The organism is Streptomyces boninensis (genome assembly GCF_048572725.1).
Taxonomy (GTDB): Bacteria; Actinomycetota; Actinomycetes; order Streptomycetales; family Streptomycetaceae; genus Streptomyces; species Streptomyces boninensis.
In genome coordinates this window covers 7,702,521-7,722,485 of record NZ_CP183837.1, presented here as the reverse complement: position 1 = coordinate 7,722,485, position 19,965 = coordinate 7,702,521, and the positions used below count along the sequence as shown (strand labels likewise).

Below are 19,965 nucleotides of genomic sequence, written 5' to 3'. Positions count from 1 at the left end.
GCTAGGCGGCGGCTCGGTGGTCCGCGTACTCCGGGAGTCGCCAGTCACCGCCGCGGTCCTCCTTGGAGAAGCGGGCGGCCAGCTCGGGGATGCGCAGTGCGGTGGCCAGGCCGGTGACGGTGAGGAAGGCGTCGATCGCACGCTGGGTCATGGGCAGGCCCAGGCGCAGGAGGCGCGGGTTGACCTCGCCTTGGATCGCGTCGACGAAGGGGCGGAGCGTGGTGTCGTAGTTCGCCAGGGCGGTCGGCAGATCGTCCGGGTGCCGGTTGAGCTCGCCGGCCAGGACGTAGGCGCCGACCAGTCCGCCGGAGATGCCCATGCCGCTGTACGGGGACGCGCAGTGCGCGGCATCTCCCGCCAGGACGACGCGGCCCTTCGACCAGGTGTCGGTGCGGACCTGGACGATCTCCTGGGAGTAGAAGAAGGGGCTGGTCCGCATGCCCTCGATGAAGCGCTCGGTCTGCCAGCCCGCGTCGCGGAAGCGGCCGGCCCAGAACTCCTGCTGCTTCTCGACGGGTTCGCGGTGGATCGCGGAGGCTTCCGCGGAGTCCTCCCGTAGTACGAAGTAGACCTGCGTCTCGGTGGGATTGTGGCTGCGGCGCATGATCTGGCGGCCGCCCGGGACCATGTAGGTGTCGCGGATATTGGTGTCGGAGGCGATGCGCGGGACGAACCAGTAGGCCATGTGGATGCCGACGCGCCAGTACGGGTCGGTGCCCTCGGGGAGGATCGCCCGGCGGATCCGGGAGCCCTGCCCGTCGGCGCCGACCAGGAGGTCGTACGCGCCGGAGGACCCGTCGGAGAAGTGCGCGATGACCTTGTCCTCGCCCTCGTCCTGCTCGAAGCCGTCCACGCCGCTGCCGAAGACGTACTCCGCATCGTCCTTCGTGGCGTCGTGGAGGATGCGCACCAGGTCGCCGCGCATGATCTCGTACTCCGAGGTCAGGGTCTGCCGGCCCTGGCCGGAGGTATTGGCCATGATCGTCGCCCTGGGCTTGCCGCGGGCGTTGATGAAGGCGACGCCCGCCTCGTCCACGAGCTTGCCGCGGACGGTGTCGAGCAGGCCCATCCGCTCGACGGCCTCGATGCCCTGCCCCCGCAGGTCGACCTGGGCGCCGCCGGCCCGCAGCGCGGGGAAGCGCTCGGCGACGGTCACCTGGTGGCCGCCCCGGGCGAGCCAGTACGCCAGGGCCTGGCCGGCGACCCCGCCGCCGGCGATGAGAACGCGCAGGGACATCCCTCTCACTCCAAAATCTATCAGTGAATGATTCTTTTTCAGAGTCGCCTATCAGCGATAGATTGTCAAAGTGACAAAGATCAGCCGTGAAACCGTGATCACTGAGGCGCTCGACCTGCTGGACGAGGTCGGGCTGGACACCATCAGCACGAGACAGCTGGCCAAGCGGCTAGGCGTGGAGCAGCCCTCGCTGTACTGGTATTTCCGCACCAAGAAGGACCTACTGACCGCCATGGCGGAGGCCGCGATGGCCCCCCACGCGACCGCACCGCTCCCGGCCCCCGGCGACGACTGGCGCACCTGGTTCCTGGAAAACACCCGCAGCTTCCGCCGCACCCTGCTGCTCCGCCGCGACGGCGCCCGCCTCCACGCCGGCAGCACCCCCACCGCGGACCTCGACCGGATCCGCCACAAGATGGCCTTCCTCACCGCCTCAGGCGTACCCGAGGAACCCGCCCAGATGGCCATGCTCGCCGCGGGCCGCTTCACGGTCGGCAGCGTCCTGGAAGAACAGGCGGACACTCAGCCCGACGGCAGCCGCGACCTCCCGGCCGATATCCCACCGATCGACCACGACACCGCCTTCGAAGCGGGCTTGGCCCTCATCCTCGACGGCCTGACGCACCGCACGGCGATGCCGTAGGCGATCACCCCTGGCGCGCGGTGGGGTCCGCCGGGCTGCCCTGCGCCTCCAAGCGCGACACCCGTCGGGGGCCTGCGACTTGGCGGTAGGAGGTGTCGAGGAGTTCTGCTACTTCCTGCCAGTCGACGTCTTTGGGGGGTGTGGTGCCCGCCGCCGCCAGATCCAGGCCGATCCAGCCGGACGGAGCGAGGTAGGCGGGGGTGAAGTAGCGGTGGTCCTCCGTCAGGGCCGCGCGGTCGGTTTCGTCCGGGAGGATGAGGAGGGCCTGGTCGTAGCGGATGCGGGTGGCGGCGGAGCCCTTGGTGGTGGCGCCGTACCAGGCGAAGAACTTGCCGGCCCGGAAGCCCGGGCGGCCATGCGCGATCCGCTCCTCCGCGTCCGGGAAGGCCAGCGCCACGCGGCGCAGGCGCACCAGGTAGGGGTCGTCGTCTTCGAACATCACGGGGTGTGGCATGCCATTAATCCTCCGCCAGCATCCTCGTGTAGCGGTGCACCGCCACCGGCAGCATGCCGTCCCCCGCGACCGCCTCATACGGATGCGGGCCCGCGTCGCGCCAGCCATTGCGCGCGTAGAAGCGGCGGGCGCGCTCATTGCCCGGGACGACCGCCAGCCAGATCTCCGCGTGGCCGGCCTTCGCCAGGTGCTCCTCCGCCGCCGCGAGGAGCTCCGCGGCGAGCCCCGTACCCCGGTGGGCGCGGTCGACGAAGATCTGCTCCAGCTCGTCGCCGTCCGTCATGAAGAAGCCGCCGACCGCCCCGTCCACCTCGATCACTACCGTGTCGCCGACCCGCCGTTCCGCGCGCGTACGGAAAGACGCCTCAGTCCGCGCGGCCGCCAGGGCGGCGTTCACGTGGTCGCGCATGCCGTCGTCCCAGCCCTCCCGCCAGATGACGGCGACGGCGGGCGCGTCGGCGGGGGTGCCGGGGCGCAGGATGTGTGGTGCCACGGTGGTTGCTCCTCGGGCTTCGCGGGCTTCTCTGGTCTCGCGGGTTTCGCGGGTTTCTGTTATCGCTCCCTGGGTCGCCGCCCCTCCACCACGTGACAGGGACTCCCCCCACAGGAGGTACTTCATGGCCATCACCAGACGCAAGCTCCTCGGCGCGGGCAGCGCCGTCGCCGCCACCGCCGCGACCGGGATCGGCGTCGGGCTGCAGCGCGCCGGCGCCGAGCCCGCACAGCAGACCGCCGCCAAGAAAGCCGCCACCGGCGACGTAATCGGCAAGATCACCGTCGGCTACCAAGGCTGGTTCGCCTGCAAAGGCGACGGCGCCCCCATCGACAGCTGGTGGCACTGGAGCAAGGACGCCGGACAGCCCCCGTCCCCCTCCAACACCACGATCATCTCCTGGCCCGACATGGCCGATTACGAGCACGCCTACACCACCGCCTACCCCGACCTCGGCAGCGGCCGCCCCGCCCAGCTCTTCTCCTCCTGGGACGAGCAGACCGTCGACACCCACTTCCGCTGGATGCGCGAGAACAACCTCGACACCGCCGCCCTCCAGCGCTTCAACCCCTTCGGCGCCGAAGGCCCCACCCGCGACGCCATGGCGGCGAAGGTGCGCAAGGCCGCCGAGGCGCACGGCCGGAAGTTCTACATCATGTACGACGTCAGCGGCTGGACCTCGATGCGTACGCAGATCACCGAGGACTGGACGGCGAAGATGAAGGCCCACACCGCCTCCCCCGCCTACGCCATGCAGAACGGCAAGCCCGTCGTCTGCATCTGGGGCTTCGGCTTCAACGACGACGGCCGCCCCTTCGAGCCCGGCGAGTGCAAGGAGGTCGTCGACTGGTTCAAGGAGCACGGCTGTTACGTGATCGGTGGCGTCCCCACGCACTGGCGCCGCGGGGTCGGCGACTCCCGCCCCGGCTTCCTGGACGTCTATCACGCCTTCCACATGCTCTCGCCGTGGATGGTCGGCCGGATCGGCACCATCGAGGGCGCGGACCAGTTCTTCCGCGACATCAACACCCCCGACCAGGCCGACTGCGACGCCCACGGCATCGACTATCAGCCGTGCGTGATGCCGGGCAATCTGCAGGAAGGCCACCGGGCGCACGGCGACTTCATGTGGCGGATGTTCTACAACATGGTGCGGCTCGGCGCGCAGGGCATCTACATATCGATGTTCGACGAGTACAACGAGGGCAACCAGATCGCCAAGACCGCCGCCACCCGCGCCGACATCCCGGCCGGCACGGGCATCAAGCCCCTCGACGAGGACGGCACGGCCTGCTCCCCGGACTACTACCTGCGCCTCACCGGCGACGGCGGCCGGATGCTGAAGGGCGAGCTGCAGCTCACCCCCGACCGGCCGACCAAGCCGGTCGTCAGCTGACCCCGCGCTCCCGCCCCGCCCAGTACGGCTGCCGGAGCTTGAACTTCTGGATCTTCCCGGTGGCCGTACGCGGAATGGCATCCCGGAATTCCACCGTCGTCGGCGCCTTGTAGCGGGCCATCCGCTCCTTGCAGTACGCGATGAGCTCCGCCTCGTCTGTACGAGCGCCGTCCCCGAGCACCACGAGCGCCTTGATCGTCTCGCCCCACTTCTCGTCCGGCACCCCGATCACCGCGACCTCGGCGACGGCCGGGTGGCTGAAGAGCGTGTCCTCGACCTCGATCGAGGAGACGTTCTCGCCGCCCGTGATGATCACGTCATTCTTCCGGTCGGAGATCGTCAGATGCCCGTCGCCGGGGTCGACGGTGCCGCCGTCCCCGGTGTGGAACCAGCCGTCCTCCAGCGCCGCCGCGGTCTCCTCGGGCTTCTCCCAGTAGCCGTCGAGTACGACATTCGACCGGGCCAGCACCTCCCCGGACTCGGCCACCTTGATCTTCACCCCGAGCGCGGGCAGCCCGGCGCGGGAGAGCTTGCGGGCCCGCTCCTCGGCCGGGAGGTGATCGTCCTCCGGCCGCGTGCGGTTGTACGTGAGCAGTGGCGAGGTCTCGGTCAGCCCGTAGAGCTGCGTGAACTGCCAGCCCAGCTCCTCCTCGAACCGCTGGATCATGCTGCTCGGCGGCGGCGCGCCCGCGCAGGCGACCCGTACCTGACCGCGCCCGGGGATCTCGCCCTTCCACGTGGCGGCCGCGTCCAGCACCGCGTTCCACACGGCCGGGGCGCCGCACATCAGCGTCACGCCGTGCTCCTCGACCCGGCGCAGGATCTCCGCCCCGTCGACCTTCCGCAGCGCGACCTGCTTCACGCCCAGGCCCGCCATCACGAAGGGCATCCCCCACCCATTGCAGTGGAACATCGGCAGCGTGTGCATATACACATCCCGCTCCCAGGCGCGCGTATGCAGGCCGAAGGTCAGGCCGTTCACCCAGATATTGCGGTGGGTCAGCTGTACGCCCTTCGGGCGGGCCGTGGTCCCCGACGTGTAGTTGATCGTCGCCGTCGCGTCCTCGTCCGGCGCCGACCAGGGCCGCGGCTCCATCCCGAAGCGCATCAGCTCGGCCTCGGTCTGCTCCCCGAGCACGAACCGGTGCCGCGCCTTCACGCCCGACAGCGCATCATCCAGCTCCGGATCCACCAGCAGCACCGACGCGCCGCTCTGCCGTACGACGTACTGCACCTCATCGGGCTGCAGCCGGAAGTTCACCGGTACGGCGATCCGCCCGCTCATCGGCACCGCGAACAACAGCTCCAGCATCCGCGCCGAGTTGTGCGAGACGACGGCGACCCGCTCGCCCTCCCCCACCCCCAGCGCATCGAGCCCGGCCTGCCAGGCCCGGACCCGCTCGCCCAGCCGCCCGTACGTCGAATCCGGCACGGGCGGCGCGGGCTGGAAGGGCTCGTCAATGACCCCTGGGCTGCGGGCGAAACCCAGTTCGGCCCGGTCGAGGAAGTCGGCGATCGTCATGGGTACGCGCATGGGGCCATGGTGGGGGCGCGCCCCCGCGATCGGCTACCCCCGGACACGAGCGGAAGGCGATCAGCTCCACTGACCCGGCACGTAATCGCCGCCCGGGTTCTGCAGCATCACATTGCCGCGGTTGAAGGCATTGATCACGGCAATCGCCGCCACCAGGGCGCCCAGCTGCTCCTCGTCGTAGTGCTTGGCCGCGCGGCCCCAGACCTCGTCCGAGACGCCGCCGGCGCCGTCGGCGATGCGGGTGCCCTCCTCGGCGAGCTCCAGCGCGGCGCGCTCCGCCTCGGTGAAGACCTTGGCCTCGCGCCAGCCGGCGACCATGTTCAGCCGCTCCCAGGACTCGCCGCCGGCGACGGCGTCCTTGGCGTGCATGTCGATGCAGACGGAGCAGCCGTTGATCTGGCTGGCGCGCAGCAGCACCAGCTCGACCGTCTGCCCCGGCAGCTCGGTGTCGGCGACCGACTTGCTCGCGGCGATGATGTGCTTGAAGGCCTTGCTCATGGCCTTGTTGCCGAAGAAGTCAAGACGAGCTTCCATGATGTGCTCCAGTGTCGTCGTTTGCGGTTACACCCCTAAGACGGCACGGCTCCGCTGTGTGTGACATCGACACGTCTGTGACCTGCGCCTCACCGGATCCGGCCGCTGAGATAGGCCCGCTCGGCCTCGTTGTCCGTGAGCTCGGCGGCCCGCCCGTACGCCGCCGCGGCCTCGTCGCTCCGGCCCAGGCGGCGCAGCAGCTCGGCGCGCACGGCGTGCAGCACGTAGTACGTGTCGAGGTCCGCCGCGAGCGCGTCGGTCAGCGCGAGGGCGGGCTCCGGCCCCTCGGTCTCGGCCACCGCCACGGCCCGGTTCAGGGCGACCACCGGCGTCGGCGCGAGCGCCATCAGCTGGTCGTAGAGCCGCACGATCTGCCGCCAGTCGGTGTCGGCGGCGGTGCCGGCGTCGCTGTGGACCGCGTTGATCGCGGCCTGGATCTGGTACGGCCCTGGCCGGCCGCGGCGGAGGCAGCGGCGGACCAGGTCCTGGCCCTCGGCGATCAGCGCGCGGTCCCAGCGGGCCCGGTCCTGCGCCGCCAGCGGGACGAGCTCGCCGCCGGCGCCGATCCGGGCCGGGCGGCGGGAGGCGGTGAGCAGCATCAGCGCGAGCAGGCCGAGCGCCTCCGGCTCGTCCGGCATCAGCTCGGCGATCAGCCGGCCGAGGCGTACGGCCTCGTCGCAGAGGTCGTCGCGGACCAGGTCGGCGCCCGCGGAGGCGGCGTAACCCTCGTTGAAGACGAGGTAGATGACCGCCAGCACGCCGCGCAGCCGGTCCGGCAGGTCGGCCTCGCGCGGCACCCGGTAGGGGATGCCCGCGTCGCGGATCTTCCGCTTGGCGCGGACCAGCCGCTGCGCCATGGCCGGCTCTGGCACCAGGAAGGCGCGGGCGATCTCGGGGGTCGTCAGGCCGCCGAGGAGGCGGAGGGTGAGGGCGACGCGGGCGGCCGGGGCGAGCGCCGGGTGGCAGCAGGTGAAGATCAGGCGGAGCCGGTCGTCGCGCACGGGGCCCTCCTCGGGCGGCTCGTCCGCCTCCGCGTGCAGCAGGGCGGCCTGGGCGTGCTTGTCCGCGCGGGCGCTCTCGCGGCGCAGCCGGTCGATGGCGCGGTTGCGGGCGGTGGTGATGATCCAGCCGGCCGGGCTGGGCGGCGTACCCGCGTCGGGCCACCGCTTGACCGCCTCGGCGAACGCCTCCTGGACCGCCTCCTCGGCGAGGTCTATGTCGCCGAGGAGGCGGACCAGGACGGCGACGGCGCGCCCGTATTCGCTGCGGAAGACGCGCTCGACCTCCGCGGAGGGCACTCAGCAGGTCCCGTACTGCATCGGCCGCACCTCGATCGGCAGGGTGATCACCTCGGCGTACTTGCGCGCCCACTCCAGCGCGGCGTCGAGGTCCTCGGCCTGAATGACGGTGAAGCCGCCGATGTGCTCCTTGCCCTCGGCGTACGGCCCGTCGGTGGTGAGCACCTCCGCGTCCTTGACCCGCACGACGGTGGCGGTGTCCGGCGGGAACAGGCCGCCGGCGAAGACCCAGGCGCCGGCCTCGCGGATCTCCGTGTTGAGCGCGTCCAGCTTCTTCATGATCGGGTCCAGCGTCTCGGGCGGCGGGGCCGGGCCGTCGGGCTGGATGATGCTGAGCATGTACTGCTTCATGACCGTTCTCCTCGGTGCGTGACCGGCGCCTGCCGCCGGTTCTCACCCTCTACACGAACGGGCTCCCGCCGGATCGACACCCGGAGCCGTCCGGAGCCGGAAATTTTCGCCGCCACCGGATTTCACCCTCCTGCCACTCGTCGGTGGGCGCCAGCCCGGCGGCCGCGGCGATGGCGGCGGAGGCGTGGTGGTCGGGGTGGATGTGGGCGATGACCTCGGCGATTGCCGTTTCGGCTGTCCCGAGCCAGTGGACGACGGCTTGCGCGGCTTCCTTGGCGATGCCCTGGCCCTGCCAGGGGGTACCCACCACCCAGGCGACCTCGGCGAGCGAGCGGCCGCGCCCGGCGGCGGCGGCGGTGACGGTGGCCTGGGCGTATCCCGTCAGCCGAGCCTCGGCGCGGAGCAGCAGCACCCAGTTGTGCCAGGTCACGCCGGGATCCGGGGAGCCGGCGGCGAGGCGCTCGTAGCGGGCGGCGAGGTCCGCGGGGGCGGCGGGCGTCCCGCCCGTGTAGCGGTGCAGGGCCGGGTCGGCGAGCACGGCCGCCATCTCGGTGGCGTGCCCGGGTGCCAGGGGCAGCAGGTCCAGGCGGGCCGTGCGGAGGGCGGGTGTCACCGGTGGCCGACCACGTTGACCACCTTGCCGTCCGGGTCGCGGACGAAGAAGCGGCGGACGCCCCACTCCTCGTCCGTGATCGGGTGCACGATCTCCGCGCCGGTGCCGCGGATCGCCGCGTACGCGGCGTCGACATCGTCGACCTCGACGCTCAGGTCGGGGTTCTCGGGGGCGCTCGCGTCCTTGGTGATGAGGATGACCTGGGCGGTCGGGTTGGAGGGGGAGACCAGGTTGACCACCCAGCCCATATTCATGTCCTCGCGGAAGCCGAGGAGTTGGTAGAAGGCGCTGCTGGCGGCCGGGTCGGCGGTGGTGTGGTCCGGTACGGCGCGGCGAATCGTCATGCGGCGGACGCTAACAGCGCGTTTGCCGGGCAGCTTGGATAAATCCGCAGGAGATTACGCCGCCCGCAGCCGCCACAGCGACGTCACCTCCGCGCCGCGCGCGGCATGCAGCGGGTCGTCCGGGTCGGCGGCGCGGGGGTGGCGGGGGCGGGTGTCGAGGCGGCCGGCCACCGTGAGGCCCGCCGCCTCGATCCAGCCGAGGAGCTCGGCGCGCGACCGCAGGCCCAGGTGTTCCGCCAGGTCGGAGACGATCAGCCAGCCCTCGCCGCCCGGCTCCAGATGGTCCGCGAGCCCGTCCAGGAAGCCGCGGAGCATGCGGCTGCCCGGGTCGTAGACGGCGTACTCGAGGGTCGAGGTGGGCTTGGCCGGGAGCCAGGGCGGGTTGCAGACGGCGAGGGGGGCGCGGCCGTCCGGGAAGAGGTCGGCGCTGACCACCTCGACCTGGTCGCCGTGGCCGAGGCGGTCGGCGTTCGTACGGGCGCAGGCCAGGGCGCGCTCGTTGACGTCGGTGGCGACGACGCGGCGCACGCCGCGCCGGGCGAGGACCGCGGCCAGGACGCCCGTGCCCGTACCGACGTCGAAGGCGAGCCGGTCCGCGCCGGGCGGCAGCGGGGCCTCGGCGACGAGGTCGACGTATTCACCGCGGACCGGCGCGAAGACGCCGTAGGAGGGGTGGATCCGCGCGCCGCCGAGCGCCGGGACCTCGACGCCGCGCTGCTGCCACTGGTACGCGCCGAGGACCCCGAGCAGGTCGCGGAGGGAGACGGCTGCCGGCCCGTCACCGTCGCCGTCGCCCGGATACGGGCCGTACGCCGCCGCGCAGGCCTCGGCCACCTCAGGCGCGCGGCGGAGGGGGATCACGTACCCCGGCTCCAGGGGGATGAGGAGCATGCCGAGGATGCGGGCGCGGTGCCCCTGCTCCTGCCGCTGGCGATGGAAGTCGGCGGCCGGATCGGCACCCCCGTCCCCCTTCCTCCGCCGCGACGGACGCTTGTCGAGCCGCCGCCCAAGGGCCGCCAGCACCTGCCGCGCCCCGTGGTAGTCCCCGCGCCACAGCACAGCGGTCCCCTCACAGGCGAGCTTGTACGCAACGGCGGCCGGCATCCGGTCGTCACCGGGCTCGACCCGGCGCGGCGCGGGGGCGCCGCTCGCGGACAGCCAGCGGGCGGAGCGCGGACTGCCGTCGTCGGGCTCGGTCCAGGTCAGGACGGGGTTCTCAGGCACCCCGACATCATCCCCGATGCGCGCGGAAGGCTCAGACGACGCCGAGCGGCTACGGCCCTGCCGGGACGTCGTAGTCCCAGTCCAGCTCCCACACGCGGGTGGCGCCGCTGCGGTCGCGGGAGATGACAGCGTGGCCGTCGGCGCTGATGGTCAGCCACATCACGGCGGATGTATGGGCGTCGAGGGTGCGCAGGCACTCGCCGGAGTCCAGGTCCCACACCCGCAGCACGCCGTCCTGCCCGCCGGTGACGGCGAAGCGGCCGTCGGCGCTGACCGCCAGGCCGCGTACGGAGTACACCGGGAAGGCGGTCCCGAGTCCGCCGACGTGCCGGCAGGCTCCGGTGTGCAGGTCCCAGACCCGCAGCGTGCGGTCGTCGCTCACCGAGGCGCCGACGGTGCCGTCGAAGGAGCAGCCGACATCCATCAGGTGGCGGTCGGGGTCGTGGCCGGTGAAGGTGTGCAGGCAGGATCCGGTGGGGACGTCCCACACCCGCACCGTCCCGTCCCGGTGCCGGGACCACAGCGCGGTCCCGGAGCCGCTCAGCGCGAACCCGAGCCAGTCGCCGCCGCCGAGCGCGGCGATGCGGCGGCGGCGCGGCACGTCCCACAGCCACGGCCCGTCGTCCGCGTACGAGTAGGCGTAGCGGCCGTCGGCGCTGATCCCGAACTCGCTGACGGCGCTGCGGTGACCGCGGAGGGCGCCGAGGTACGCGCCGTGCTCCAGGTCCCAGACGCGGATGGTGCGCTTGCGCCCGCCGGAGAGGGCGACGCTGCCGTCCGCCGCGGCCTTGACGCGGAACACCCGCCCCCACCGGCCCTTCAGTTCGCGCACGCAGCGGCCCGACTCGACGTCCCAGCCGCGGATCACGCCGTCCGCACCGGCCGACAGCACCAGGCGGTCGTCGGCGGTGACGGTCAGGTCGCGCTGGACGTCGATGTCGCCCTCGAAGTAGCCGCGCCGACTCCCGTCGCGCAGGTCGAGCAGGCGCAGCCGGGTGCCCTCGCGCGTCGAGGTGAGCTCGAAGAGACCGGCGCCCGAGTGCAGTTCCAGGATGGCGGTCTCCTCGTCCCGGACGCTGTGCGGCTCGAGTCCGACCATCGGCGGCGTGGCCCGGCGCCAGGCGTCCGTCAGGCCCGCACGGCGGCTGCGGCGGCCGATCTCCTGCCAGCGCTGGAGGAGTTCGCGGTGCCGGCGGTAGCCGGGCAGGGCCCGGGCCCGCCGCACCTCCTCGGCGGCGGCCTTCGTAAAGCCCTCGTCGAGCAGCAGCGCCGAGTGGTCGAGGGCGCGCCGTACCGCCTCCTGCGCGCGCACGCGGGCGTCGGCCGGCCGCGGCAGCGGATAGCTCCACGGCGCCGGCGGTCCGGGCGGCGCCACCTCTCGTACGGTGATGGTGCCCGCGTTGTCGCCGGTCAGCACGAGCCGGCCGTCGGGGCTCGCCACGCAGTTACCGCCCTGCCGCCAGGTGCGCAGACAGCGGCCGGTGGCGGTCTCCCACAGCTGGGTGGTGTTCGTATCGACGCCCACCGCATGGCGGCCGTCCTCGGTCACCGTGAAATAGTTGCCCAGGCCGCCCGGCCGGTCGACGGTGCAGGTTGTGCGGCCGGTGGCGACGTCCCAGACCTGGACGTTGTTGCCCGCGCAGGTGACGGCGGTGCGGCCGTCGGCGCTCAGCTCGGCGTCCCGGAAGCCGGTGTCGAGGGCGCGCAGCAGTTCGCCGGTGTGCGGGTCCCAGACGTGCAGCGTGCCCGTCGTGCCGTCGGCCGAACGGTCGCGGGCGAGCGCGAGGCGCCCGTCGGCGCTGAGCCCGAGCCCGTCCAGGAGGCTGCCGCCTTTGCCGCGGGGGCCGTTCCCGAACTCGCGCAGCAGCCGGCCGGTGCGCGGCTCCCACACCTGGACGCGGCCGCCCTCGGCGAGCGCGGTGAGCGCGAGGCCGCCGTCCGCGCTCATCGCGACCTGGCCGGGCCCGAAGCCGGACATCCAGCCGACGTGGTCGTCGCCGTGGTCGAGTACCTGCAGCAGCTGCCCGGTGCGCAGGTCCCAGATCTGGGCGTCGCCCTCGTGGGGACCGGCGATGGCGAGGGTCGCGGCCCCGTCGATGGCCAGGCCGTAGAGCGCGATGTCACCGTCGGTGGCGGCGATGACCTGCCGGCAGGCGCGGCCCGGGAGGTCCCAGACCCGGAGAGTGCCGTCCCGGGCGGCGGAGACGGCGGTGCGGCGGTCCGCGCTCACCGCGAGGCCGTAGACCTCGGCGGTGTGCCCGGTGAGGGTGTACGTGTCGCCGCCCCCCGCCGCTTGCTCCGCACGGTCGAGCGCGGCGGCGAACTCCCTGTCGCCCGGCACCCGTTCGGCCGCCGTACGCAGCAGGGTGCGGGCGCCGTCGGCGTCGCCGCGCTCGAGGTGGAACAGCCCCAGCAGATAGTCCCCGCGCGCATCCGGGGAATCCGGGTCGGCCGCGCGGACGCCGTCCAGATCCGCGGCCACCTGCGAGTCGGTCAGCCGCCCGGTGCGCCAGTGGTGCAGGCCGCGGTTGAAGGCCGCGTGCGGGTTGTACGGGTCGGCCTCCACCGCCCGCTGCCACAGGGCGTCGGCCTCGTCGCCGCGCCCGAGGTCGAGCATCGACAGGGCCTGGTTGGAGAGGCTGTCGGCGAGCCGTACGGCGCTTTGCGGCCCGGGCCGCGGATAGGGCTCGCCGGTGGCTCCGGCGTAGATCGCGGCGAGGCCGACGGCCAGCTCGCCCATGTCCTTGGGACGTTGGGCGGGATCGGCGGCCAGGCAGCGCTCCAGCAGCGCACCTAGGCCTTCCGGCAGGCCGGGGATGCGCTCGTCCCGCTCCTCGTCCGCGCCCTGGGAGCGGAACTCCGCCAGCACCTCGGCCCCGGCCTGCCCGTACTGGCACGGCGGATACCCGGTGAACATCTCCAGCACGGTCAGCGCCCAGGACCAGGCGTCGGTCGCCCGGGTGAGCAGCGGCGATGGCCGGCCGGAGTCCGCCGTCCAGGCGGCGGCGTCGGCCTGCTCGGGTGAGCAGTAGGCGGGCGTCATGCCGCCGTAGCCGGCCAGCACGCTGGCGCCGGGCGGGGCGGTGCTCGACTCGCCGGCGGCGGCGCGGGCCTTGGCGAGGCCGAAGTCGGTCACCTTGGCGGTGCCGTCGCGGTCGAGCATGACGTTGGCGGGCTTGACGTCCTGGTGGATGAGGCCGTGGCGGTGCGCGTGCTCCAGGCCCCAGGCGGTCTGGACGCCGACGTCCAGGATCCGGCGCAGCGCCGCCCGGTGGCCGCCCTCGTAGAGCCGCCCGGAGTGCACGGCCTCGGCGAGGCTGCCGCCGTCCAGCCACTCGGCGAACACCCGGGGGACGCCGTCGAGCCGGCGCACGTAGACGCAGCTGACCGTATGCGGATGCTCGGCGAGCCCGGCCCAGGTGGCGGCCTCGGTCTCGAAGTCGAGCAGCCCCTGACCGGTGCCGACGAGGCCGGGCCGGGGCGCCTTGACGGCCAGCTCCACATTCCAGCCTCGGTGCAGCACCCGGTGCACCAGGCCCATGCCGCCGCTGCGGATCGTGTCCCTGACCTCGTAGACGTCCAGAACGAGGTCGCCCGCGCGCCACTCCCGGGGTGCGGTGTCTGCTGCCTGTGCCACCACCACATTGTGCCCAACGCGGCACTGCGGTGCCCTCGTGTTGGGCTCAGAGGTCGTACGCCGTCGGGTGCAGCGGCTCGTACAGCCCGACCTCGCCCCCGCCCGGCAGCCGCAGCGCCGTCAGCCGCCCCCACCGCTGCTCGGTGACCGGCGCGGTGAACTCCACGCCCCTGGCGGTCAGCTCGGCGACGGTCGCCTCGACGTCGTCGCACATGAAGTACAGCTCGTGTTTCGGGTCGCCGTCCGCAGGATGGACAGCGACCTCCGCCGGCGGCAGCTTGAAAATCAGCCATCCGCCGCCCGCGTCCACATGCTTCTGGCCGAGCACATCGCGCAGAAAGGCCCGGTCAGCCTCCGCGTCGCGGCTGTAGAGGATGACATGCGCTCCATTGATCATGGCGCCGATTTTACGGACTCGCGCCCGCCGCGTCTCGCATGCCGGAATCGGGTGACGCGCCGCTCATCCGGCCCGTACCGTCGGTTATCGGATGGCCTCACGACCTCACGGCGAAGGAACCGACATGTCGCAGCCCCTGCTGTACGTCCCCGTTCACTCCGGGCCCGGCGGCGGTTGCGCGATGCGAATGTTCCGTACGCCCCTGGGCACGCGGACCGCGGTGGCCTTCACCAGCGAGGCGGCCCTCGGCCGGGTGCTCGGGCCCGCACAGCCCTGGATCCGGATCGCCGAGTCGGCGCTCCAGGCGCTGGCGCTGCCGCTGGGCGCGGACCGGATCACCGTCGATCCGCTGCTGACCGCCCGCCGCCCGCGCCCGGTGGCCCCGGCCGCCCCCGGCGAGCCCGCGAAACGGCCGGTCGTCGCCTGCTGACTGTCCGATTCCGCGGGTATTGCTGCGGGGTATGGACACAACTCCGGGCATTTCCCCGTTCCTTCAGCGCAAGCTCGCCCGTCGCTTCCGCACCTTCGACACGGACGGCGACGGCTATGTGGACCGCACCGACTTCCAGGCCGCCTGCGACCGCCTCGGCGCGGCCTTCGGCCTCGGCTCCGACTCGGCCGCGCTGAAGCACCTGCGGGAGCTGAGCGACGGCCTGTGGCAGCACCTGGCGCAGGCCGCGGACGCGAACGCGGACGGGCGCATAGACCTGGGCGAGTATCAGGCCGCGTTCGCCGCCGGGCTGCTGGTCACGCCCGACTCCTTCGAGGCCGGTTACGTCCCCTTCCTCGACGCCCTCATGGACATCGCCGACACGGACGGCGACGGCAAGCTGGGCCGTGATGAGCAGGTCCGCTGGACCGGCGCGCTGATGGGCCTGCCGGAGCCGGACGCCCGGGAGGTTTTCGGCCGCCTCGACAAGGACACGGACGGGCTGATCACGCGCGACGACATGCTGGAGGCGATCCGCGAGTTCTACTTCAGCGAGGAGCGGACCTCGACCGGCGTCTGGCTGCTCGGCCCGATCGACCCGGACTGATCCGCAACCGGCACCCGCGCCGCCTCCGCCTCGACCGCGCGGCGCTCGGCGCGGGTGAGCGGCGTGAACGGCTGCACCACCAGCACGCCGTCCTGGAGCTGCCAGCTGCCGCGGAGGAAGCCGTCGACCAGGAAGGTGCAGTAATTGCTGTTGCCCCGCCAGCTGTCGCGGACCTCCGGCGGCACCACGCGGGTCCGGTCGGCGTGCGAGAGCAGCACGTTGTCGTACTCGGGCAGGAAGCGCGGTGGCGCCGGGGTGTCCTCGTCGGGGCGCGGCGCGTCCGGGAGGTCGAAGAGCTCGACGCCGGCCGGGTCGCGGAAGGTGATCAGCTCGCCGGCGTCGCGCAGCCGCTCGAAGAAGGGGCGCAGCCGGGTCACGCCCGCCCAGGTCTGCATGTCCTTCACCGAGGCCGGGCCGAAGGCGCCCAGATAGCGGCGTACGAGGTCCTCCTCGTCCGGCTTCGCCAGCTCCCGGCCCACCCATGACTGCAGCGTCGCCAGCGTCAGCTGCCCGCCCCGGCCCCACAGGGCCCGCGGCGGCGTCTGCACCAGCGGCAGCAGCACCCGGGCCGCGATGGTCAGTGCGAGCCGGTCCGCGTCCGGCCACAGCGCCGTCAGCTCCGCCGCCAGCGCCCGCTGCGGCACCCCGTCGCCGGTGCAGCGCTCGGCGACCAGCGCCGTGAGCCGGTCGAGATCCACGCCTTCGAGTCCCTTCGCGAACATCTTCAGCTCCCGGTCGAGCGCCGGCTGGCCGAACGGCCGCAGCATCAGGGCGTCTTCCGCGCTCATCAGATGAATGGTCGAGCGCAGCGCGGGCAGCCGCACCACCTCCCGCCGCTCCAGCAGTCCCGACAGCTCGCCCGGATCGAAGTCCGCGAGCCGTGCGGCCAGCGCGTAATAGGGCGGCGCCGGATTCTGCGCCTGCAGGCCGACCAGGTGGTTCGTCGCGTCGAGCGCCGACCGTTCGGAGCGGCTCAGGAGCAGCTGCCGGGCCAGCGTGGCGCGGTTCAGCGCGCGGGTGCTCAGGGTCTCAGAGCCGGATGCCGTCTTTGCCATGTGCCAAAGGTACGGCCGATTGCGGACAGTTCCGGTCCGCAAGTCACCGGCATGGCGGGCTGGATGGCCGGGTTCCCGTTTCGGTGAGGCAGGATGAGGGGCCGGAAGCGACGGACGGGGGCGAGCGTGGGGACAGCGACCGAGAGCCGGGCTGCCGAAGAGCGCTCCGGCGCCCCGGCGGGACCGGCGGCCGCGCTGCGGGCCGGGCTCCGGCCGCCCCGCGGAAAGGCGCGGCTGACCATGGCGATCCTTGGCTCGCTGGTGCTGATCGCGGTGTGCATCCCCCTGGCGGTACGGGCCGCGGGCGTCGACGGCGTCACGCCGATACCGCAAGTGCTGTCGTTCATGCCCTGGTTCCTGCTGCCCGCCGGGTTCGCGCTGCTGCTGGTGGGTCTTGCGCGGTGGCCGCTCGGGGTGGCGTGGGCGCTGGCGGTGCTGGCCTGCACGGCGTGGTTCATGCGCCCGTACGAGACGGCCGCCGACGCGCCGTCGGGTCCGGTGGCCGCGCACGTCAAGCTGCTGACGTCCAACCTCGAGTTCGGCAATGCCACCGACGGGCTGCTGGCCGCGCTCCGCGAACACCGGCCGGACCTGGTCTCGGTGCAGGAGTGCGATGCCCGCTGCGCGGCCGCGCTGCGCACCCCCGAGCTGCGCAAGGCGTACCCGTACCGGGTGATCGACGACGGCCGCCCTTCGGAGGGGTCCGCGCTGCTCAGCAAGTTCCCGCTGACCAAGGAACCCACCATCCCCAGCGAGCTGAAGATGCCCGGCGGCACCGCGGAGATCGCCGGGCAGCGGGTCCGTATCCAGGTCGCCCACCCGCTGCCGCCGCTGCCCGAGGACGCGTACATGGACGGCTGGCGCACCGAGCTGGGGCGGCTGCGGGACTTCGCGGCGGCCAATGCGGACGAGCCGCTGATCATCGCGGGCGACTTCAACTCCTCCCAGGACCACGCCGCATTCCGCCGCATACTGGACACCGGCCTGCGCGACAGCGCCCTGCTCCTCGACCGCTCGCGCACCCCGACGTGGCCGCAGCGCACCGCCCCGGCCTTCGGCGCCCAGATCGACCACGTCCTGGTCGGCGACCGCCTGGCGCCGACCGCGATCCGCTTCCTGGACCTCGCGAACACCGACCACCGCTCGGTACTGGTGGACCTCGACCTGCACAAGGGCCGGGGCACCGACCCGAACGCCAATTGAAGACACCGAAGGAGAACCACAGATGCCCGTACGGGACGAACCGGTCGGCGGCTTTCTCGAGCAGCTCGCCGCGCGGGTGCCCGCTCCCGGTGGCGGGGCCGCCGCCGCGGTGCACGCGGCGCATGCGGCCGCGCTGCTCGCGATGGTCGCGCGCTACTCCTCCGGCGAGAAGTTCGCGGCGCATGCCGCCGCCATCGGCCGGATCACCGAGGAGGCCGACCGGCTGCGGGAGGAGGCGCTGCGGCTCGCGGACGACGATGTGGCAGCGTTCTCCGCGGTGACGCGGGCGTACGGGCTGCCGAAGTCCGGCGAGGGCGAGAAGGGCGAGGCGGAGAAGGCCGCCAGGTCGGCCGCGATCGCCACCGCGCTCGCGGGCGCGGCGCGGCCGCCGGCCGAGGTGATCGGTGTGGCCCGGCGGGTGGTGGAGCTGGCGGAGGAGCTGCTCGCCGAGCCGGGCCGGGCGAACCGTAACGTGATCACCGACGTGGCCGCCGCCGCCGAGGCGGCCCGCGCCGCGGCCACGACCGCCCAGGTGAACGTCGAGGTCAACCTCTCCGGCATCAAGGACGAGTCGCTGCGCGCCACGCTCGCCGCGACGGCGTCCGGGGTGAAGGAAATCGCCGCCCGGGCGGAGGAGATCACGGCCGCGGTTCGCAAGGAGATCACGGCATGACGACGGCCGCTGTTACAGGGGAACCGCGGCGGGCGCCCGCCGCGTCCGAAACGGCGTCAGTGATCAATCCGGCCGCCCTGACCACGGCCGGCGGACGAGGGGAGAGCGGAGCGTGATGAGCGTGTCTGGGACCGCGCGCGCCGAAGCGCCGACGGAGTCGGTGACCGGTGCGGCGCCGGAGGCGAAGGAGCTGTCCGGCCGGGCGTATGCCGCGCAGCTGCGCCTGGAGGTCGGCGCCCGCGCCACCGAGCTGGCCGCGTCCGGCACGCCGCCGCGGCTCGCGGTGGTGACGGCGACCGCGGACGAGTCCAGCGCCTGGTACGTACGCTCCATCGCGAAGGCGGCGGAGAAGGCCGCCATCGACTGCGACATCCGCGACCTGGGCGCGGACGCCACCCCCGGCGCGATCCGCGCCGAGCTGACCGCCCTGGGTGCCGACCCGGCCGTCCACGGCATCATCCTGCAGACCCCGCTCCCCGACGGCCTGGCGCTGCAGGACCTCGCGGACGCGATCCCGCCGGCGAAGGACATCGACGGCGCGAACCCGCTCTCGCTCGGCCGCCTCGTCACCGGACTCCCGGCATACGCACCCGCGACGGCGGCCGCGGTGGTGGCGCTTCTGGAGCACCACAAGGTCGAGCTCTCCGGCCGGCACGTCGCGGTCATCGGCCGCTCGTCGGTGGTCGGCAAGCCCCTCGCCCACCTGCTGCTCGACCGCAACGCCACGGTGACGGTGTGCCATTCACGTACGCCCGACCTGGCGGCGCTCACCTCGGCGGCGGATGTGGTCGTCGCGGCGGTGGGGCGGGCCGGGCTGGTGCGGGCGGCGCATGTCCGTAAGGGCGCCGTGGTCATCGACGTGGGTACGAACCCGACCGAGGACGGCGGCCTGGCGGGCGATGTCGACGCCGCCTCGGTGGCCGGGCGGGCGGCGGGGCTGACGCCGGTGCCGGGCGGCGTCGGGCCAGTCACCACGGCGCTGCTGCTGCGGCACACGGTGCAGGCGGCGGAGCGCGCCCGGGAGTGACCGGGCGCGGCTGCCGTCAATGACGGGTCGCCTGGGCCGGGTTCGCCAGCAGTGCGCGGGCGGCCCCGGCCTGCAGCGCGGTCAGCCCGCGCATGACCGGGACGGCGGTCAGCAGCAGCACCACGCCGATGCCGGTGTTGAAGCCGATGTCGGCGGCCCGGGAGGAGATCCCGAAGGCGAGGTCGAGCAGCCCCTCCTCACCCCTGTCGCGCGGGAGGGCCCAGGACCAGGTCACGTACAGCAGCTCGCCGACGGCGCCGACCGTCCACGTGAGGGCGAGGCTGAAGGTCAGGACGCGGAGCGGGAAGGCAACCACCATGTGGGCGAGGTCGCGCCACGCCTGCGGGTCCTTCAGCGCGAGCAGCCGGCGGCCGAGCCCGGTGCCTTCCGGCTTCAGGTAGCGCGGCTCGGGTATCGCCCGGCCGGTGACGGCGGCGACCCGGGCCCGCTCGCCGCGGGCGAAGGAGCGGGCGGCGGCGAGGGTCGCGGCGAGGACCGGCAGCCCGAATACGGCCACGATGGCCCCCGCGCCGACGGCGACCCCGGTGACCGCCACGACGAATGCGGCGATGCCGATGGGCAGCCCGGCGAGCAGGTAGCCGAGTTCGTTCCCGAAGCGACCGGCGCGGCTGCTCGCGGGGTCGCCCTGCGCGGTCTCGTACGGGACGGGGCGGGACGTCATCAGGGGTGCTGCGGTCATCTCGGTCATGGCAACGATCCTCCGCCCGAACCGCCCTGCCGGCCCATCCGGCCCGCTGGCCGACCGGGGGTGGGGATAACCCCCGGCGGCAAGCCGATGAGTTCGGCGTCGCCCC

Annotated in this window: 21 protein-coding genes; 7 read left to right on the top strand and 14 right to left on the bottom strand. The window is 73.1% G+C overall.

Going from position 1 to position 19,965, the window contains the following annotated elements:
* Position 1: 1 nt before the first annotated feature.
* Positions 2 to 1,237: an FAD-dependent monooxygenase gene (locus tag ACNNMR_RS35170; protein WP_419998750.1), complete on the bottom strand. Its 1,236-nt coding sequence runs from the start codon at positions 1,235 to 1,237 to the stop codon at positions 2 to 4.
* A gap of 70 nt (positions 1,238 to 1,307) precedes the next feature.
* On the opposite strand from ACNNMR_RS35170, the gene ACNNMR_RS35165 reads away from it, so the two are divergent.
* Positions 1,308 to 1,880 carry a TetR/AcrR family transcriptional regulator C-terminal domain-containing protein gene (locus tag ACNNMR_RS35165; protein WP_419998749.1) on the top strand — a complete coding sequence of 191 codons (573 nt, stop codon included), beginning with the start codon at positions 1,308 to 1,310 and terminating at the stop codon, positions 1,878 to 1,880.
* A 4-nt stretch (positions 1,881 to 1,884) separates the two neighbouring features.
* Here ACNNMR_RS35165 and ACNNMR_RS35160 read toward each other — a convergent pair whose 3' ends face one another.
* Both ACNNMR_RS35160 and ACNNMR_RS35155 read right to left on the bottom strand, forming a co-directional pair.
* Positions 1,885 to 2,334, bottom strand: coding sequence for an MmcQ/YjbR family DNA-binding protein (locus ACNNMR_RS35160; protein ID WP_419998748.1), 450 nt, complete (start codon positions 2,332 to 2,334; stop codon positions 1,885 to 1,887).
* 4 nt (positions 2,335 to 2,338) lie between these two features.
* On the bottom strand, positions 2,339 to 2,827 hold the full coding sequence (locus ACNNMR_RS35155; RefSeq protein WP_419998747.1) for an N-acetyltransferase family protein: 489 nt from the start codon (positions 2,825 to 2,827) through the stop codon (positions 2,339 to 2,341).
* Between the two features lie 124 nt (positions 2,828 to 2,951).
* On the opposite strand from ACNNMR_RS35155, the gene ACNNMR_RS35150 reads away from it, so the two are divergent.
* Complete coding sequence (locus ACNNMR_RS35150; protein WP_419998746.1) at positions 2,952 to 4,223, top strand: glycoside hydrolase family 71/99-like protein; 1,272 nt, start codon at positions 2,952 to 2,954, stop codon at positions 4,221 to 4,223.
* Here the strand turns inward: ACNNMR_RS35150 and ACNNMR_RS35145 are convergent.
* From ACNNMR_RS35145 to ACNNMR_RS35105, 9 genes are all read right to left on the bottom strand, one after another.
* Positions 4,216 to 5,757, bottom strand: coding sequence for an AMP-binding protein (locus tag ACNNMR_RS35145; RefSeq protein ID WP_419998745.1), 1,542 nt, complete (start codon positions 5,755 to 5,757; stop codon positions 4,216 to 4,218). The genes ACNNMR_RS35150 and ACNNMR_RS35145 overlap by 8 nt on opposite strands.
* Before the next feature lie 60 nt (positions 5,758 to 5,817).
* Positions 5,818 to 6,291, bottom strand: coding sequence for a carboxymuconolactone decarboxylase family protein (locus ACNNMR_RS35140; RefSeq protein ID WP_419998744.1), 474 nt, complete (start codon positions 6,289 to 6,291; stop codon positions 5,818 to 5,820).
* A gap of 89 nt (positions 6,292 to 6,380) precedes the next feature.
* Entirely contained in the window at positions 6,381 to 7,589 is a 1,209-nt protein-coding gene (locus tag ACNNMR_RS35135) for an RNA polymerase sigma factor (protein ID WP_419998743.1), read from the bottom strand.
* Positions 7,590 to 7,940 carry a YciI family protein gene (locus ACNNMR_RS35130; protein ID WP_419998742.1) on the bottom strand — a complete coding sequence of 117 codons (351 nt, stop codon included), beginning with the start codon at positions 7,938 to 7,940 and terminating at the stop codon, positions 7,590 to 7,592.
* A gap of 49 nt (positions 7,941 to 7,989) precedes the next feature.
* The gene (locus ACNNMR_RS35125; RefSeq protein ID WP_419998741.1) at positions 7,990 to 8,553 is read right to left on the bottom strand and encodes a GNAT family N-acetyltransferase; all 564 of its coding nucleotides are present in this window, start codon (positions 8,551 to 8,553) and stop codon (positions 7,990 to 7,992) included.
* Positions 8,550 to 8,897 carry a VOC family protein gene (locus ACNNMR_RS35120; protein WP_419998740.1) on the bottom strand — a complete coding sequence of 116 codons (348 nt, stop codon included), beginning with the start codon at positions 8,895 to 8,897 and terminating at the stop codon, positions 8,550 to 8,552. Before ACNNMR_RS35120 ends, ACNNMR_RS35125 begins: the two co-directional genes overlap by 4 nt.
* Positions 8,898 to 8,951: 54 nt before the next feature.
* Positions 8,952 to 10,121: a methyltransferase gene (locus tag ACNNMR_RS35115; protein ID WP_419998739.1), complete on the bottom strand. Its 1,170-nt coding sequence runs from the start codon at positions 10,119 to 10,121 to the stop codon at positions 8,952 to 8,954.
* A gap of 49 nt (positions 10,122 to 10,170) precedes the next feature.
* On the bottom strand, positions 10,171 to 13,758 hold the full coding sequence (locus ACNNMR_RS35110) for a WD40 repeat domain-containing serine/threonine protein kinase (RefSeq protein ID WP_419998738.1): 3,588 nt from the start codon (positions 13,756 to 13,758) through the stop codon (positions 10,171 to 10,173).
* Positions 13,759 to 13,804: 46 nt separating this feature from the next.
* On the bottom strand, positions 13,805 to 14,155 hold the full coding sequence (locus ACNNMR_RS35105; RefSeq protein ID WP_419998737.1) for a VOC family protein: 351 nt from the start codon (positions 14,153 to 14,155) through the stop codon (positions 13,805 to 13,807).
* A 124-nt stretch (positions 14,156 to 14,279) separates the two neighbouring features.
* Here ACNNMR_RS35105 and ACNNMR_RS35100 point away from each other — a divergent pair, with 124 nt between their 5' ends.
* Together ACNNMR_RS35100 and ACNNMR_RS35095 are read left to right on the top strand one after the other, a co-directional pair.
* Positions 14,280 to 14,585 carry an SAV_915 family protein gene (locus ACNNMR_RS35100; RefSeq protein ID WP_419998736.1) on the top strand — a complete coding sequence of 102 codons (306 nt, stop codon included), beginning with the start codon at positions 14,280 to 14,282 and terminating at the stop codon, positions 14,583 to 14,585.
* A gap of 31 nt (positions 14,586 to 14,616) precedes the next feature.
* Positions 14,617 to 15,192: an EF-hand domain-containing protein gene (locus tag ACNNMR_RS35095; protein WP_419998735.1), complete on the top strand. Its 576-nt coding sequence runs from the start codon at positions 14,617 to 14,619 to the stop codon at positions 15,190 to 15,192.
* On the opposite strand, the gene ACNNMR_RS35090 is transcribed toward ACNNMR_RS35095, so the two are convergent.
* Positions 15,129 to 16,247: a winged helix DNA-binding domain-containing protein gene (locus tag ACNNMR_RS35090; RefSeq protein WP_419998734.1), complete on the bottom strand. Its 1,119-nt coding sequence runs from the start codon at positions 16,245 to 16,247 to the stop codon at positions 15,129 to 15,131. The two genes, ACNNMR_RS35095 and ACNNMR_RS35090, sit on opposite strands and share 64 nt — an antisense overlap.
* Before the next feature lie 126 nt (positions 16,248 to 16,373).
* Here ACNNMR_RS35090 and ACNNMR_RS35085 point away from each other — a divergent pair, with 126 nt between their 5' ends.
* The 3 genes from ACNNMR_RS35085 (at position 16,374) to ACNNMR_RS35075 (ending at position 19,150) form a co-directional block, all read left to right on the top strand.
* The gene (locus ACNNMR_RS35085; RefSeq protein ID WP_419998733.1) at positions 16,374 to 17,450 is read left to right on the top strand and encodes an endonuclease/exonuclease/phosphatase family protein; all 1,077 of its coding nucleotides are present in this window, start codon (positions 16,374 to 16,376) and stop codon (positions 17,448 to 17,450) included.
* Between the two features lie 22 nt (positions 17,451 to 17,472).
* Positions 17,473 to 18,123 carry a cyclodeaminase/cyclohydrolase family protein gene (locus tag ACNNMR_RS35080; RefSeq protein ID WP_419998732.1) on the top strand — a complete coding sequence of 217 codons (651 nt, stop codon included), beginning with the start codon at positions 17,473 to 17,475 and terminating at the stop codon, positions 18,121 to 18,123.
* Positions 18,124 to 18,238: 115 nt separating this feature from the next.
* Positions 18,239 to 19,150, top strand: a complete 912-nt coding sequence (locus ACNNMR_RS35075; protein WP_419998731.1) for a bifunctional 5,10-methylenetetrahydrofolate dehydrogenase/5,10-methenyltetrahydrofolate cyclohydrolase — start codon at positions 18,239 to 18,241, stop codon at positions 19,148 to 19,150.
* Between the two features lie 16 nt (positions 19,151 to 19,166).
* Here ACNNMR_RS35075 and ACNNMR_RS35070 read toward each other — a convergent pair whose 3' ends face one another.
* Complete coding sequence (locus ACNNMR_RS35070) at positions 19,167 to 19,859, bottom strand: sensor domain-containing protein (protein WP_419998730.1); 693 nt, start codon at positions 19,857 to 19,859, stop codon at positions 19,167 to 19,169.
* Positions 19,860 to 19,965 lie beyond the last annotated feature (106 nt).